This window comes from Corynebacterium pilbarense (assembly GCF_026930265.1).
Lineage (GTDB): Bacteria > Actinomycetota > Actinomycetes > Mycobacteriales > Mycobacteriaceae > Corynebacterium > Corynebacterium pilbarense.
In genome coordinates this window covers 141,392-157,164 of sequence record NZ_JANRML010000002.1, presented here as the reverse complement: position 1 = coordinate 157,164, position 15,773 = coordinate 141,392, and the positions used below count along the sequence as shown (strand labels likewise).

14 protein-coding genes are annotated in these 15,773 nt (G+C 65.2%); 7 read left to right on the top strand and 7 right to left on the bottom strand.

Features of this window, described 5'->3' with window-relative positions:
* The first annotated feature begins 1 nt into the window (after position 1).
* The 3 genes from rpsQ to glmS all read left to right on the top strand — a co-directional run bounded on the left by rpsQ (position 2) and on the right by glmS (position 4,535).
* The gene (gene rpsQ, locus NUW87_RS02615) at positions 2-286 is read left to right on the top strand and encodes a 30S ribosomal protein S17 (RefSeq protein ID WP_239217623.1); all 285 of its coding nucleotides are present in this window, start codon (positions 2-4) and stop codon (positions 284-286) included.
* 177 nt (positions 287-463) lie between these two features.
* Complete coding sequence (locus tag NUW87_RS02610; protein ID WP_239217624.1) at positions 464-2,566, top strand: PhoX family protein; 2,103 nt, start codon at positions 464-466, stop codon at positions 2,564-2,566.
* A 103-nt stretch (positions 2,567-2,669) separates the two neighbouring features.
* On the top strand, positions 2,670-4,535 hold the full coding sequence (glmS, locus tag NUW87_RS02605) for a glutamine--fructose-6-phosphate transaminase (isomerizing) (RefSeq protein ID WP_269027116.1): 1,866 nt from the start codon (positions 2,670-2,672) through the stop codon (positions 4,533-4,535).
* Positions 4,536-4,634: 99 nt separating this feature from the next.
* Here the strand turns inward: glmS and NUW87_RS02600 are convergent, their stop codons facing one another.
* The 3 genes from NUW87_RS02600 to NUW87_RS02590 all read right to left on the bottom strand — a co-directional run bounded on the left by NUW87_RS02600 (position 4,635) and on the right by NUW87_RS02590 (position 6,556).
* Entirely contained in the window at positions 4,635-5,276 is a 642-nt protein-coding gene (locus tag NUW87_RS02600) for a Fic/DOC family protein (protein ID WP_269027115.1), read from the bottom strand.
* Positions 5,277-5,498: an antitoxin VbhA family protein gene (locus tag NUW87_RS02595; RefSeq protein ID WP_239217627.1), complete on the bottom strand. Its 222-nt coding sequence runs from the start codon at positions 5,496-5,498 to the stop codon at positions 5,277-5,279.
* A gap of 191 nt (positions 5,499-5,689) precedes the next feature.
* Positions 5,690-6,556, bottom strand: coding sequence for a carbohydrate kinase family protein (locus NUW87_RS02590; protein ID WP_239217628.1), 867 nt, complete (start codon positions 6,554-6,556; stop codon positions 5,690-5,692).
* Between the two features lie 18 nt (positions 6,557-6,574).
* Here NUW87_RS02590 and NUW87_RS02585 point away from each other — a divergent pair, with 18 nt between their 5' ends.
* The gene (locus tag NUW87_RS02585; RefSeq protein WP_269027114.1) at positions 6,575-7,843 is read left to right on the top strand and encodes a glycoside hydrolase family 32 protein; all 1,269 of its coding nucleotides are present in this window, start codon (positions 6,575-6,577) and stop codon (positions 7,841-7,843) included.
* A gap of 12 nt (positions 7,844-7,855) precedes the next feature.
* The gene (locus tag NUW87_RS02580; RefSeq protein ID WP_239217630.1) at positions 7,856-9,865 is read left to right on the top strand and encodes a sucrose-specific PTS transporter subunit IIBC; all 2,010 of its coding nucleotides are present in this window, start codon (positions 7,856-7,858) and stop codon (positions 9,863-9,865) included.
* On the opposite strand, the gene thiD is transcribed toward NUW87_RS02580, so the two are convergent.
* Genes thiD through NUW87_RS02560 form a run of 4 tightly spaced genes read right to left on the bottom strand, consistent with a single transcriptional unit; the run spans position 9,841 to position 14,934 of the window.
* Entirely contained in the window at positions 9,841-10,662 is an 822-nt protein-coding gene (gene thiD, locus NUW87_RS02575) for a bifunctional hydroxymethylpyrimidine kinase/phosphomethylpyrimidine kinase (protein WP_377733917.1), read from the bottom strand. The genes NUW87_RS02580 and thiD overlap by 25 nt on opposite strands.
* A 22-nt stretch (positions 10,663-10,684) precedes the next feature.
* A complete protein-coding gene (locus tag NUW87_RS02570) occupies positions 10,685-12,277 on the bottom strand; it encodes a GTPase family protein (RefSeq protein WP_269027113.1) in 1,593 nt (530 codons plus the stop codon).
* Entirely contained in the window at positions 12,270-14,123 is a 1,854-nt protein-coding gene (locus NUW87_RS02565) for a GTPase (protein WP_425555384.1), read from the bottom strand. The genes NUW87_RS02570 and NUW87_RS02565 overlap by 8 nt, the downstream gene beginning before the upstream one ends.
* A 19-nt stretch (positions 14,124-14,142) precedes the next feature.
* Positions 14,143-14,934: a formate/nitrite transporter family protein gene (locus NUW87_RS02560; protein WP_269027111.1), complete on the bottom strand. Its 792-nt coding sequence runs from the start codon at positions 14,932-14,934 to the stop codon at positions 14,143-14,145.
* 316 nt (positions 14,935-15,250) lie between these two features.
* On the opposite strand from NUW87_RS02560, the gene NUW87_RS02555 reads away from it, so the two are divergent.
* Positions 15,251-15,478, top strand: a complete 228-nt coding sequence (locus NUW87_RS02555) for a hypothetical protein (protein ID WP_070844964.1) — start codon at positions 15,251-15,253, stop codon at positions 15,476-15,478.
* Positions 15,479-15,518: 40 nt separating this feature from the next.
* Positions 15,519-15,773, top strand: coding sequence for a hypothetical protein (locus NUW87_RS02550; protein WP_239217634.1), 255 nt, complete (start codon positions 15,519-15,521; stop codon positions 15,771-15,773).

The window sequence follows — 15,773 nt, the reverse complement described above, 5'->3', positions numbered from 1 at the left end:
CATGAGTGAGGCAAACGTGACTGAGAACACCAAGGTCAAGGCAGTGCAGAAGCGTCGTCGTGGCTACGTCGTGTCCGACAAGATGGACAAGACGATCGTCGTTGAGGTCGAGGACCGTAAGTCCCACGCCTTGTACGGCAAGATCGTGCGTACCACCAATCGCGTGAAGGCACACGACGAGGACAACACCGCCGGCGTCGGCGACCTCGTTGTCATCGAGGAGACGCGTCCGCTGTCCAAGGACAAGCACTTCCGTCTCGTCGACATCATCGAGAAGGCTCGCTAAGAGCACTTAGCTTCTCGACGACGTACCCGTCCAACCTGTGTTGGGCGGGTATTTTCGTCTTTGGTGGGCCCATTAGGAGAGTTTGACAAGTGTTCACCTGGAATTCGGCATCCATTCACGCCTGCTGAGTAACTTCTTTTCAGCCCAAAGCCTGTATACGTTTCCCTGGGAGAACTCATGCCGATCAAGGGTATTAACCTGCTGTTCCAGTCCAAGCGCTCCTCGATGACCTGCACCTACAAATGTGGTAACGCCTGCGCTGGCGATTGCACCAACGAGTCCGACAACCCGTACTTCGGCGACCTGATGTCCCGCCGTGGCGTGCTCAAGGCCTTCGGTGCCGGCACCGTGACCCTCGGCGGCGGCGCACTGCTGGCCGCGTGTGGCGTCGATGAGAATGCGGCGCAGACCACCGAGTCCGCCACCGCAACCACCACCAACACCGCAACCGAGGCTGCCAAGGCTGAGATCAAGCCGGCAGCGGGTATGCAATTCGAGGGCGTGCAGCCGAACGAGAAGGACGAGGTTGTCGTCCCGGCCGGCTACGCCACTTCCGTGCTGATCGCCTGGGGCGACCCGGTTTACGAGGACGCTCCCGAGTTCGACCCGAATAACCAGACCGCCGAGGCTGCTGCCCGCCAGTTCGGCTTCAACAACGACTTCGCCGGCTTGATGGAGCACCCGACGGACAAGGGCCGCATGGTCTACGTCTGCTCCCACGAGTACACCACCGAGCCACAGATGCTGCCGAACTACGATCCGGAGAACCCGACGGACGAGCAGATCAACATCGGCATCATGGGCCACGGCCACACCATCCTCGAGGTGTCCAAGGACGCCAAGACCGGCGAGCTCAAGCGCGAGTTCGGCCCGCTGAACCGCCGCATCACCGGTGAGACCGAGTTCAAGATCGTCGGCCCGGCCGCTGGCCACGACCTGCTCAAGACCTCCGCCGACCCGACCGGCACCAAGGTCTTCGGAACGTTCAACAACTGCTCCGGCGGCGTCACCCCGTGGGGCACCTTCCTGTCCGGTGAGGAAAACATCGACCAGTACTGGGCCAACGCAGCTGCCGTCACCGGCGAGCGCCCGGCTGCCGATGTGAAGCGTTTCGGCGTGTCCGAGGACGCATCCCAGCGCAAGTGGGAGCGTCTGCACGACCGCTTCGATCTGGCCAAGGAGCCGAACGAGTTCAACCGCTTCGGCTACCTGGTTGAGATCAACCCGTACGACCCGGAGTCCGTCCCGGTCAAGCACACCGCCCTGGGCCGCTTCAAGCACGAGGCCGGAAACGTCCACGTCACCGAGGACGGCACCGTGGTGTGCTACTCCGGCGACGACTCTCGCTTCGAGTACATCTACAAATTCGTCTCCTCCAAGAAGGTCAAGGAGGGCGATGTCGCCCACAACATGACCATCCTGGACGAGGGCACCCTCTACGTTGCCAACCTCGAGGGCAACTCCCCGGCCGGCGAGATCACCGGCGACGGCGACCTGCCCAAGGACGGCGACTTCGACGGCACCGGCAAGTGGATCCCGCTGCTGACCGCCCACGCCGACGGCACCGCTGAGTCCCATGTGGACGGCTTCACCGGCGAAGAGGTTGCCATCTACACCCGCCTCGCAGCTGATGAGGTCGGCGCCACCAAGATGGATCGTCCGGAGGATTTCGAGGTCAGCCCGCTGACTGGCAAGCTCTACGTGGCATTGACCAACAACAAGTACCGCGGCGCTACCGGCGAGAACGAGAAGAAGAGCAAGGAAGACGTCACCGAGTACGCTCCGATCCGCGAGAACAAAAACGGTCTCGTCATGGAGCTCGAGGATGACTACGCAGGTACCGAGTTCACCTGGAACCTGCTGCTCGTCTGCGGCGACCCGAACGCAGCGTCGACCTACTTCGGCGGCTTCCCCAAGGAGCAGGTGTCCCCGATTTCCTGCCCGGACAACCTCGCGTTCGACTCCCACGGCAACCTGTGGATCTCCACCGACGGCAACGCTCTCGGCTCCAACGACGGCCTGTACGCTGTCGGCCTCGAGGGCGAGAACCGCGGCCGGGTGACCTGCTTCCTCACCGTGCCGTACGCAGCTGAGACCTGTGGCCCGATCGTCACCGACGAGGTTGTCATGGTCAACGTCCAGCACCCGGGTGAGACCGACGAGGGCACCTTTGAGAAGCCGGCTTCCCACTGGCCGGACGGTGGCGACTCCGTTCCGCGCCCGGCCGTTGCACAGGTGTTCCGCACCGACGGCCAGAAGATCGGCGTGGAAAAGGCATAAGCTTTAAGGTGCAATCCGATCGACCCCGCCACTGACCACAAATGTGGTCCGTGGCGGGTTTTCACTTTTTACAGCCCCCTATACAGGAGTACGATTTTTTCCCATGTGTGGAATCGTTGGATACGTCGGCGCCAGCACCGCTGAGCGCAACGCGAAAAATGTCATTGTCGAGGGACTTCGCCGCCTCGAATACCGCGGGTACGATTCCGCAGGTGTTGCTGTGGCCAACAACGGCGTCATCGAGTGCCGTAAGAAAGCCGGCAAGGTCGCTGACCTCGAAGCTGAAATTGCCGATAACCCCATCGCCTCCTCGAAGCTGGGCATCGGGCACACCCGCTGGGCAACCCACGGCGGCCCGACTGATGCCAACGCTCACCCGCACGTGGTCGGCGACGGCCGCATGGCTGTGGTCCACAACGGCATTATCGAGAACTTTTCGGCGTTGAAGGCGGAGCTCGTCGATAAGGGCTACCGCTTCATCTCCGAAACCGACACTGAGGTTGCTGGCACCCTGCTGCTGGACATCTACGACAAGGAAGCTGGCGGCGACCTCACCCGCGCGATGCAGCTGACCGCGCAGCGCCTTGAAGGTGCGTTCACCCTGCTGGCGATCCACGCGGACCACCCGGACCGCATCGTCGCCGCACGCTGGAACTCCCCGCTGGTCATCGGCGTGGGCGAGGGCGAGAACTTCCTCAGCTCCGACGTCGCCGGCTTCATCGAATTCACCCGCGACGCGGTGGAGATGGATAACGGCCAGATTGTCACCCTCACCGCCGGCGGCTACGAGGTCTGCGACTTCGACGGCAACCCCGCCGAAGCCAAGCCGTTCACCGTGGAGTGGGACGTCACCGCCGCGGAGAAGGGCGGCTTCAACTCCTTCATGGAGAAGGAAATCCACGATCAGCCCTCCGCCGTCCGCGACACGCTCTACGGGCGTTTCGACGAACAGGGCAAGCTCATCCTCGACGAGCTGCGTATCGACGAATCCGTGCTGCGCTCCATCAACAAAATCATCATCGTCGCCTGCGGCACCGCCTCTTACGCAGGCCAGGTGGCGCGCTACGCCATCGAGCACTGGTGCCGCATTCCGACGGAGGTAGAGCTCGCCCACGAGTTCCGCTACCGCGACCCGATTGTCAACGAGCGCACACTCGTAGTGGCCGTGTCCCAGTCCGGCGAAACGATGGACACGCTCATGGCCGTGCGTCACGCCCGCGAGCAGGGCGCGAAGGTGATCGCGATCTGCAACACCGTCGGTTCCTCCATCCCGCGCGAGGCAGACGCATCGCTGTACACCTACGCCGGCCCGGAGATCGCCGTCGCGTCGACGAAGGCGTTCATCTCCCAGATCGTCGCCGCTTACCTGCTCGCCCTGTACCTGGCGCAGGTGCGCGGCAACAAGTACGCCGACGAAATCCGCCAGATCGTTGACGAGCTGCAGGAGATGCCGGACAAGATCCAGCAGGTGCTGGACAACGAGGGACAGGTCAAGCAGCTGGGACAGGACATGTCGGATGCGAAGTCTGTGCTGTTTTTGGGCCGCCACGTCGGCTTCCCGGTCGCTCTCGAGGGCGCTTTGAAGCTGAAGGAAGTGGCTTACCTGCACTCAGAGGGTTTCGCCGCCGGCGAGCTCAAGCACGGCCCGATCGCGCTCGTGGAGGAAGGCCAGCCGGTGTTCATCATTGTGCCGTCCAAGCGCTCCCGCAATAACCTGCACGCCAAGGTCGTCTCCAACATCCAGGAGGTCCGCGCCCGTGGTGCGGTGACCATCGTGATCGCGGAAGACGGCGACACGGACGTGGAGGCCTACGCCGACCACATCATCCGCATCCCGGAGTCCGCCGGCCTGATGCAGCCGCTGTTGTCCACCATCCCGCTGCAGATCTTCGCCTGCTCCGTGGCAGAGGCCCGCGGCCTGAACGTGGACCAGCCGCGCAACCTGGCCAAGTCGGTCACGGTGGAGTAGGGGTTTCGCGCTTTTCTGGCGCCGGGCTCGGGCGGTCGGGCCCGAGTTAGCGAGAAGCGGGAGACCACGCCGCGCCGGGATTTGCGTGGCGGAACTCCATCATCCGGTGGAAAACCTCAGCTGCGCCTGCTCTTTGGCCTTGCGTCTTGCTGAGCGAGCCGTTGCCGTCGGGAAGCTCTGCCGGGGCGAACACGCCGGGGCGCAGTACCTGCGCGAGAAAAGAGGGTCAGCAGTTGCGGCGCCGACGTATCGGGCAGCGTGCGTCTCGGCGGCGTCGATACGCGTCCAGTCCACCGCCCACCCTGCGTCGCGCAGCATCTGATCGAAGAAGTATCGCTGCGTGCGGGAGTTGCCGTCGCGGAACGGATGCACGATGGTCAGCTCGCTCCAGTGATCTGCGACGGTCCGGACCGCAGACTCAATGTCCGAAGATGAAGGCGACATTTTCGCGATGCGCCCCATCACCCGTTCAAGCTCGGCGTCGACGAACTGCGCACGGCACATCGCCATCCCCATTGCGCCGACCTCCTCGGAGCGGATCTCGCCCGCCCACGGATAGATGTCCTGCATCAGGTAGCGGTGGGTGCGCAGGAGTGATTCGCGGGTGAACTCAGTGAGGGGTTTGCTGCTTTCAAGCTTGAATAGGCGACGAGCAGCTAACTCACCTGCAACGACTTCTAATCTGGCGGCATCGTCAATGCCGAAATAGTTGTCCGGTGCAGCGCCGGACTTCTCAGCCATTTACGCCGCGCCCGCGATTCGTCGGCGAAGCTCTGCCGCGCGGGATGAATTTCCGAGGCCATTCTTTTCGAGGTACTCCAGCACCGCCTCTTCGTCGGAAATCTCACCGCGGATGATTTTGCGGCCGGCGGCTTCTGCTTCGGCTGATAGGGGTTGCCCCGCCATGACCATAGATGCGTTCACGGCGGCAACCTTTTGGTCTTCACTGCGCGGGTCGGTCATGGTGCAGAATTTTACCCGCTCAGGCGTGGAAGCGGAACCCTGCGGATCTGCTAGTTCCGCTTTGGACAGCACTAGCAGATCAACTGTCCAAGTTTTTGTTTGCGCAGGCGGTGCTGAAATTGGTTGTCGGTAAGAGCGTGATCTGCTAGTTGCCTGGTCTCGAGGTGGTTGGGGAACTAGCAGACCCGCGCCTACGCCAGCTCGTGCAGGTACGGCGTGTCGGCGCCGGTGCGGGAGACAGTGATGGCGGCGGCGCGAGCGGCGAAATCCAGGATCTCGCGCCACTCGCCTTCGCCCACCGCCAATAGCGCGGAACGGTCGAGGCCGCGGGCGTCGAACTGGTGCACCAGCGCGGCCATGATGGTGTCGCCGGCGCCGATGGTGTCCGCGACCTCCACGGCGGGGGCCTGCACCTCCACGGAACCGAACGGTGCACGGACGCGGATGCCGTCGCCGCCGAGGGTGGTCACCACAACGGGCACGTCGGAGGTGTCGCCGAGGAAATCGACTTCCTCGTCGGATAGCTTCAGCACCGTGACCGATTCCAAAAGGCCACGCAGGAACAGGCGGTGTTTTTCAGAGGAAAACGCGGGCCGCAGGTTGGGGTCCAGGCACACGATCGCGCCGTTGTCGGCGCTGACGCGCGCGGCTTCGGCGTAGCGCAGCGAGCCGGGTTCCAGGGCCAGGGACAACGTGCCGAACACCGCGTAGCCGTCCTCGACCGGCTCCGGTTCGGCGAGCCGGTCCGCGGTGCCGTTGACGTAGAAGGTGTAGGAGGCGGAGCCGTCGTCACGCAATGCGGTGACTGCAAGCGTGGTGGGTTCGCTGCCGCTGGGGCACAGCGAGAGGTCGACGCCGGCGTCGAGGAGCGATTGCCGCAGCGCCGCGCCGTATGCGTCGGAGGAGAGGCGCGACTGGAACGCCACTGAAGCCCCGAAGCGCCCCAGCGCGCGGGCCACGTTGAACGGGCCGCCGCCGAGCGCCGGGGTGAGCGGCGCGAGGGGGCCGGGGGCGGACGGCACGAGGTCGACCAGGGCTTCGCCGTACACGGTGATCATGCGCCATAGAATAAACACATGTCGTACCGGCCGAAACACCACCTCACCGCGCCTCAAGGCAGGCTCAACGACCCGAACGGGATGATGTTGCTCAGCGATGAGCTGCATGTGTTCTACCAGCACGACCCGAGTTTTCCCGCCCAGCCCAAACGCACCGGCTGGGGGCATGCGGTGACCACGCTGGGCTCGGGGGTGTGGCGGCATCTCCCGGACGCGCTCTACCCGGGCGTGTCTTATGACGAGAACGGCTGCTACTCCGGCTCGGGCGTGGTGGACGACGGCCAGATCCGCCTGTTTTACACCGGCAACGTCAAACGCAACGGAAAGCGGTTGACCAGCCAGAACATCGTGGATGTGGACGACATCGATGGCCCCATGGGCGGGACGTACCGCCGCCGCGGCACCAACCCGGCGATCGGCGGCCCCGCAGAGGGCTACACCGCGCACTACCGCGACCCGCATGTCACCCAGGCGCCGGATGGCACCTGGCGGATGGTGCTGGGCGCCCAGCGCGACAACGGCACCGGCGCGGCTGTGCTCTACACCTCGGACGACTTGGACACGTGGCAGTTCGCCGGCGAGATCGAGTTCGCGGGCCTGAACTACAACGTGGCCTCGGCCTACATGTGGGAGTGCCCGAACCTGCTGCAGATGCGCGATCAGGCCACGGGCGAGATGCGCGACGTGTTTGTCTTTTGCCCGCAGTTTCCGGATTCGGACGAGTGTGGGTACGTCGTGGGCAAGCTTGAAGGCCTGCGGTTCAAGGTCGAGCGGGATTTCACCCCGCTGGATTACGGCTCGGAGTTCTACGCGCCGCAGCTCATCAGCGGCAACAACCGCGGCGCGCTCATGCTCGGCTGGATGGGGCTGCCCGCGCGCGACGACACCCCCACCTTCCCCGCGGAGGGGTGGGTGCATCAGCTCACGCTGGTCAGGGAGCTTTTGCTTATCGACGGCCACCTGGCCACCGCCCTGCAGATCCCGGACGCCCACGACATGCTCGTCGAGCGGGTGGCGCTGGGGGACGCCCCCTGGGCGGCGGACCTTGTCGCCGAGGGGGAGCACACGTGCGCCACAGTGACCTGGCGGCCGGACGGAAAAGGGCGCGGCACCGTGTTGGTTGACGTGGGCGGGCGTATCCGGTGGGCCGAGTGCGCCGCAGGTGAGCTGGTGCTTACCGCCGACGGCGCGGCGGTGGAGTGCACCGCGGGCGACGGGGAAGTCGCGTTTTCTTTTGCCGTCTTTGCTCCCGGTGGGGCGCAGTGGTCGGCGCTGACACCTCAATAGGAAGGAACGACTGTGCAACATAAGGACGTGGCCAGCCGAGTGCTGGCCGCCGTGGGCGGTGAGGACAACATCGTCGGCACGGCGCACTGCGCCACGCGTCTGCGGATGGTGCTGAAGGATTCTTCGCTGGCGGACACGGCCGCGCTGGAGAACGACCCCGACCTCAAGGGCGTGTTCGAAACCGGCGGGATGTACCAGATCATTGTCGGCCCTGGTGACGTGGACAGGGTGTTTGCGGCGATGGACGGGATGACGTCGAGAAGCATTGCGGTCTCCACCGAGGAGCTGAAAAGCGTGGCGGCGAACCAGGGCAGCTGGTTCACCCGCTTTATCAAGGTGTTTTCCGACATCTTCGTGCCGCTGATTCCGATCCTGGTCGGCGGCGGCCTGCTCATGGCGCTGAACAACGTGCTCACCGCGGAGGGGCTGTTCGGCGACGATTCTCTGGTGGGGATGTTCCCGCAGATCCAGGGGCTGACCGAGATCATCAACGTGCTGTCGTCCGCGCCGTTTGCGTTCCTGCCGGTGCTGGTGGGCTTTTCCGCGACGAAGCGCTTCGGCGGCAACGAGTACTTGGGCGCCGGCATGGGCATGGCGATGGTGCACCCCGCGCTGGTCAACGGCTACGACGTGGCCACGTCCATGGCGGAAGGGACCATGCCGTACTGGGACCTGTTCGGCTTCCCGGTGGCGCAGGGCGGCTACCAGGGCGCTGTGCTTCCGGTGCTGGCTGTCGCGTGGATTCTGGCCACGATTGAGAAGTGGTTCCACCGCCGACTGAAGGGCACCGCGGACTTCTTGATCACCCCGCTGGCCACGCTGCTGATCACCGGGTTTATCACCTTCATCGCTGTCGGTCCGTTCGTTCGCTGGCTCGGCGACCTGCTCATTCACGGCCTGGCCAGCCTGTACGACCTCGGCGGCCCGGTGGGCGGGTTCCTCTTCGGCCTGGTGTACTCGCCGATTGTGATCACAGGACTGCACCAGTCCTTCCCGCCGATTGAGCTGGAGCTGTTCAACCAGGGCGGCTCGTTTATCTTCCCCACGGCGTCCATGGCCAACATCGCGCAGGGTGCGGTGGCGCTGGCCGTGTACTTCCTGGCGCGCAACGCCAAGCTCAAGGGCCTGGCGGGGTCCTCGGGTGTCTCGGCGGTCTTCGGCATCACCGAACCGGCGATCTTCGGTGTGAACCTGCGTCTGCGCTGGCCGTTCTACATCGGCATGGGCGCGGCGGCAATTGGTGCGATGCTCATCGCGCTTTTCGACGTCAAGGCCACCGCCCTAGGTGCCGCCGGCTTCATCGGAGTCGTGTCCATGCGCCCGGGCGATATGCCGACGTTCCTGACGCTCGCTGCCGTCACTTTCGTCATCGCGTTCGCCGCCGCCTACGGCTACGGCCGCTACCTGGTGGGCAAGCAGGGGACGATCGATCCGGACGCCCCGGAAGATTCGCGCGCCGATGCCGCCGCGGCGGTCACGCTGCGCGAGGCGTCCGCGGACGCGCTTCCTGTCGCGGCCCCGCTCACCGGCGAGGCGCTGCCGCTTACGGACGTGTCCGACCCGATGTTCGCCCAGGCCAAACTCGGCGAGGGCGTGGCGATCCGCCCGACGGTGGGGGAGCTGCGCTCGCCGCTCGACGGCAAAGTGATGGTCACCTTCCCGTCCGCTCACGCGTTCGCAGTGCGCGGCACCGGATCGGACGGCAAGCCGGTAGACGTGCTCATGCACATCGGCTTCGACACCGTGAATCTCAAGGGCGAGCACTTCACCCCGCAGGTAAACAAGGGCGACGAGGTCCGCGCGGGCGACCTGCTGGCCACCTTCGACATCGAAGGTATCGAGGCCGCGGGCTACGAGGTGACCACGCCGGTGGTGGTATCCAACACCAAGAAGGTCGGCGAGGTGCTGCCGAGCCTGCTGCTGCCTGGCAGCGTCAGTGCCGGCGACAAGCTGTTCGCGGTGGAACCGAAGGAGCCGAAGCCTGTAGCGGCCGAGGCTCAGACCCCGCCGGCCAGCCGGTAGAGACGGTGGAAGTGGTGCACCGGCCCGTGGCCTTGGCCGACGTGGAGCTCGTCGGCGTTGGCGATTGCTTCGTGGAGCCACTCGGAGGCCCAGGTAACGGCGTCAGCGGCGCTGCCGAGTGCCATGCGAGTTGCCAGCGCGGAGGACAGGGAGCAGCCGGTGCCGTGGGTGTTTTTCGTCGCTACGCGGGGCACCTCGGCGATGTGGGTGGAGCCGTCGGGGGCAACGAGTGCGTTGGAGGCACGTTCGCCGCTGAGGTGGCCGCCCTTGACCAGGACCTGCACGTCTGTCTCGCGGGCGTAGCGCTGTCCCAGTTCCACCGCCGCGTCGAGCGAATCTGGCTCGGGCTCGTCGGTGAGTACCGCCAGCTCCGGGATATTCGGGGTGACCACGGTGGCGTGGTCGGCCACCAGCTGGCGCAGCGCGGCCTCGGCATCGGCGGAAAGCAGCCTGTCGCCGGAGGTGGCCACCATCACCGGGTCCACCACCACGACCGGCACAGGGTGTGCGGCGAGGTAATCGGTGACGGTGCGGGTGGTCTCTGTGTCGCCGAGCATGCCGATCTTCACGGCGTCGACCGCGACATCGTCGAAGACCGCGTCGAGCTGCGCGCGCAGAAACGACTGCGGAGGAGTGTGGATTTCGCGCACACCCTGCGTGTTTTGCGCCACCAGCGCGGTGGTTACGCACATGCCGTAGCCGCCGGCGGCTGCGATGGATTTCAGGTCGGCCTGGATGCCGGCGCCACCGGTGGGGTCGGTGCCGGCGATGGACAGAACTCTAGGAATTTGTGCCATGTCCGCCGACCGTACCGGGAAACTAGCCGGAGGCCACGGCGATGCGCTCGGCGAAGCGGGAGTAGTCCTCCCTGATGGCCAGCAGCGGCTCGACGACGGCGGTCTGGGAGACCTCCGCGACCTGTTTCTGCACCGCCGAGCGGGTGCGCCGCTTCACGCCGGAGCCGAGCATCCCTCCAAACACCGCGGAAATGAGGCCGATAACCAGGCCGGTGAGCAACCCCGCCATGATGAGCAGCGTCGGAATGGGCCAGCCCTCCACGTCGGGAACGAGGTCGCCGCCGAGCAGAGGCGTGAGCACACCTGGCACGAACGCGACCAGGAGGTACCACAGCACACCCACCAGTGCGGCCACTAGCGCCAGCCACTGGATCACGGTGAGCAGCGACCAGCCTTTGGACGGCTCCGCGGGCAGCGTGGTGCGGGCCACGGCGCGGTCCAGCTCCGCGGGCAGGCCAGCGGAGACCTCCTCGGCGCGGTCGGCCACGGCTGCGGACCACTCGTGCGGCAACCCGTCGGAAACGGCGCCCGCGTAGTCGCGCACACCCCGGTTGGCCACGGCCTTCGAGGCGGCGTCGAGCTCCGGCATGGAGCTGCGGTGCACGCCGATCTCGTCGGATGCTTCGCGCAGCCCCAGCCGGCGTAGCGGGTCGGGCTTGAAGCGGGTGATCCAGGAGGTCAGCAGCCACCCGGTGCGCTCGCGCAGCCGCTTGCGGTAGGCCGCGGCGGTGGTCTGCGCGATGCGGTCCGCGCCGGCGGCCTGTGCGAGCACGGCGTCCATGTCGCGTTTCGCATGCTTTGTCACGCCTCCGGCACCCTTCACCCCGGCGTACCCCTCGGCAACGGAGCGGATGTCCGCCTCGATGCGCGCAGTCTGCGCCGTGTGGGCCTTGGCAACTTTCGCGATCGCGGCGCGCAGGTCCTCGATGCCGGCACCGGTCAGGGTGGAGGTGGGGACGACTTGGACGTTGGAAAGGCCGTCGTCACGCAAAAGCCCCGCATAGGAGTCCGCGACGGTGCCGACATCGCCTGCGGAGAGCAGGTCGGACTTGTTCAGCACCGCCAGCGTCACGGCGGAGTGGTTGGCGTGCGGGCGGATGAACTGGTCGTGGATGACGGAATCCGCGTACTTCTCCGGGTCGGAGACCCACACCAGCACGTCCACCTGGCCGGCGAGACGCTCCGCGATGGCGCGGTTGGACGCCTCCACCGAGTCGAAATCGGGCAGGTCCAGCAGGATCAGCGGGCCTGCGCCGCGGGCGAACTCGCCTTCGCGTGCGCGGCGGTCTTCCACACCGAGCCAGTCCAGAAGCTCCTCGGAACCGTCCGGCTCCCAGATCGCGGCCAAAGGCGAGGAGGTGGTGGGGCGCCGCGCGGCGGCCTTGCCTAGGTCCTCGCCGACAACAGCGTTGAACAGGGAGGTCTTGCCGGAACCGGTGGCGCCGAAAAAGCCCACCACGGTGTGGTCGCCGGACAGCGCGCGGCGTTCCGCGCCCGCTTTCGCCACGCGCTCGAGGCCCTCGCGGTGTGCAGGGGAGAGGTACGGCGCGCCGATCTGCGCGGCTTCATTCAACGCCGCGAGACGCTCGGTCAGGCCAGCCTTCTTCCTAAACATTGCCGCCCCCCTTGCCAAAGTTGCCGCGCAACTGGTCGAACAGGCCGCGCAGCGCGCCGCGCTCGAAGCTTTCCTTCACATCCTCCTGCGTTGCGGGAAGCTGCGGCGCATCTTGCCTATCGACGAGCCCAAGGAGCCTCACGTCCACAGCGCGCTTCGCATCCGCGGAAGCCTCCCGCATCTGCTCGGCGGTTGCGCCCTCGAGCAGGGGATCCGTGAAGGCGTGGTAGCGGTCGCGCTCCGCGGCGAAGAGCTCGCCCAGGCGCTGGTTCAGGTCCTCGCGGGCCTCAGTGACCATGCGGCGGACGGTTTCCTCGCCGAAAATGGTCTCTAGCATCTTCTGGCCCACTACAGCGGAACCGCCCGCAATGGCGACCTCGCCGCCGGTGATGCCCGCGGTGGAGGCGAACACGGCCAGCATCAGCGCCACTGTGACCACGTTGAGGCCGAAGGACATGATGCGGGCGCGCTGGCGTTTGTCACCCGCGGTGTCCTGGATGCGGGTGACCATGTCTTGCTGCCAGTCGCGCACCAGCTGCGCAGCCTGCTCGGAGATGTCGGCGCTGGCGCGGGCCAGGGCCGGGTCCGCGTCGGTCCGCAGCTCCGGGGCTACCGAACCGGTGTGGGACCAGGCGCGGGAGGCGGCGGTTTCGGCGGCGTCCACGATCACGGCGTGGAGGCCGGACTCGATTTCCGTCTCCACTTCGCGCAGGGGCGCGGGCTGGCCGGTGAAGAAGCTGCCCACCTTGTCCACGGCGCTGGAGAACCAGCGTTCGAAGCCGCGGAACACATCCGAGGTGCCGATGACATCCTGCCAGCGGTCCATCACTTCGGAGCGCAGCAACTTGCCGTCGGAAGTGGCGTCGATGACGTGGCGGTTGGCAGCGGTGTAAAACTCGTGGATCGACTCGTCCAGCTGGTTGGCAAAGTTCTCCTGGCGCTCCCGGCGGCCCACCAAGGCGTCCACGCGGTGAAGTGCCGATTCCACAGCGCCAGCGACGGTTTTGCCGGCCACGTCGCGCCGGGCGGCGGTGTCGTCCGCGAGCGTGGTCAGGTAGGAGCGCAGGTCAGCGACGAGTTCCTCGCCCAGGAACTCGCCGCCCTGCTCGCCGCCCAGTTCCGCCACGAACGGGACGGTAAACACGGTGGCCTTGGACAAGCCGGCGTCGTTCATCATGCGGCGCAGGTCGTCCGGCACCGTCTCCGCGGCCTTTTCGTCGAGGCGGTTGAGCACAACTACGACCTCGATACCGCGGCCGGCGGCGTCGTTGAGGAAGTTCCACACGAGCTGATCCGCGTAGCGCGCCGGGGTGGTAACGAAAATCCACAAGTCCGCCGCGGCGAGGAGCTGGGACGCCAGTGCCCGGTTCTGGTCGTCGATGGAGTCGAAATCGGGGGCGTCGAGAAGCGCCAGGCCTTCCGGGATGCGGGGCGTGTCCACGACACGCAGTGTGGTGGAGCGCTCGTCTCCTGCGCCGTGGGAGCGGGCGAGGCCAGGCAGGACCTGCGGGGAGTTGAACCAGTCCGCGTCGCCGGGGTTGGCCACCAGCACCGGCTGGCGGGTAGTCGGGCGGATCACGCCCGGGTTGGACACTCGTTCGCGCAGAAGCGCGTTGACGAGGGTGGACTTGCCGGAGCCGGTGGAGCCGCCGATGACCGCAAGCAGGGGAGCGTCCAGGTTGGCCAGGCGCGGCAGCACATAGTCGTCGAGTTGATTGACTATGGCTCGGGCTTCGGAGGCGACGTCGACAGGCAACGCCGTGTCTGCCACAGCATCGCGCACGCCGCGCACGGCCTGAAGGACATCTGGGGCCGAGTGGGAAACAGGTGTATTCACCTGTCCCATTCTGGCAGACGGTACGGGACTAGTCCTTGTAGTCCGTCTTGGTCAGGTTGAGCCAGCCGTAGAGCCCGCCCATGATGAAGCCGCCGCCGACGAAGTTGCCCAGCCACACGACAACCCAGTTGCGGATGACGTTCCAGTTGGTGAAGCCCTCGATCGCCTCCGGGCCGAGCGTGAAACCGCCCAGGCTGGTGAGAATGAAGTTCGCGATGGAGTGCTCGTAGCTCATGGTGGCAAACGACGGGATGATCAGGATGACACCCCACAGCTTCGCGCTGAAGTCTTTGCCGGCCTGGGTGGCCAACATGAAGGCGATGTTCACAACGACATTGGCCAGGATGGCCTCGACAAACAACGTCTTACTGGACTTCTGCAGCTTGGCCACAAGCAAGTCGTGGAGGAATCCGTCCACCTCGACCATCTGGCCCATGGTGGTCCGGGAAATCAACCATGAAATCGCCACTGCACCAATGAGGTTGAAGATGGTGACGAACAGGACTAGCAACAGGCCTTTGACCACCGTGTTCTTCTTATGCAGTGCGCCGTAGGTCATGAACATCATGTCGCCTGTGGCAAGTTCGCCTTGCAGCACGATGATGATGTACAGCGTGGAGGCGAAGATGGCGCCGAACGCGTACTTGCCCCAGCCTGGGGCGTAACCGTCCAGCAGTTGGGCAGTGGAGGCGGCGAACGCCGTCATGATGCCCAGGTACACGCCCGCCAGAACTGCACGAGTGGCAAACCGGGCGGGCTCTTGGGTAAAGAGATCAACCTTGTTCTTGATCGCCGTAGGGGCGGCTTCGTAAAAACTCACGGGTTCTAACGTACAAGAGATCATACCTTATGGCGAAACATTACGGTGTTGTAGAAAACGCTGTGGCCTGGGGTGATGGTAAGTACGCGGCGTTATGTGGCTAGATTCACAGACACAAGTCAGTTTTTAGGGGTGTTGTTCGGCTAAGGGGGGCGAGTGGTGGGTGGGCCGTACTTCGTGTGTGGTCGGTCGCACAGTGAAAGAAAATCCTAGTTTGCGACACGCGTAGCAAAATCTGGCGGTAACGTCGTTGGCGCAAGGTCGACTTCTATGGAGGCCAGCGCCCACTGTTTTCCGTGATTTTTTGGAGATTGTAATGAAACTTCGCCGTCTTGTTGCCGCAGCGGCTGTCGCTTCTACCGTCGTTGTCGCTGCGCCGGCAGCATCCGCACAGCCCGCACCGGAGCCACTGAACCGCGTTCTGTACGAAATCTACAAGGTTGGTGGCTGGGAGGCCCAGAACATCATCCTCGTGCCGGCAGCGTTGTCTTCCCTGAACATCATCGTCGGCATCATCCAGTCCATCGTCGCCGCCGCGAAGTAAAACACGCGACTCGAAAAATCCCTGAAAGGAATAAGTGAACATGAAGTTCCGTCGTATCGCCGCTGTAGCTCTCGCGGCTGCTGTTGTAACCGGCGTCAACGCACCCGTCGCAGAGGCGGCCACCTATCCGGAGCCGCTGAACCAGGTCCTCAACGAGATGCGTGCCTTCGGTGGTCCGCAGGCTCCGAACCTGCTGCTGGTCCCGGCTGCCCTGTCTTCGGTCGGCTGGATCCTCAGCATCCTGTCGCTCGCTGGTGTGCTTGGTCTCGGTGCCGCCACCGCAAGCTCCGTCTAA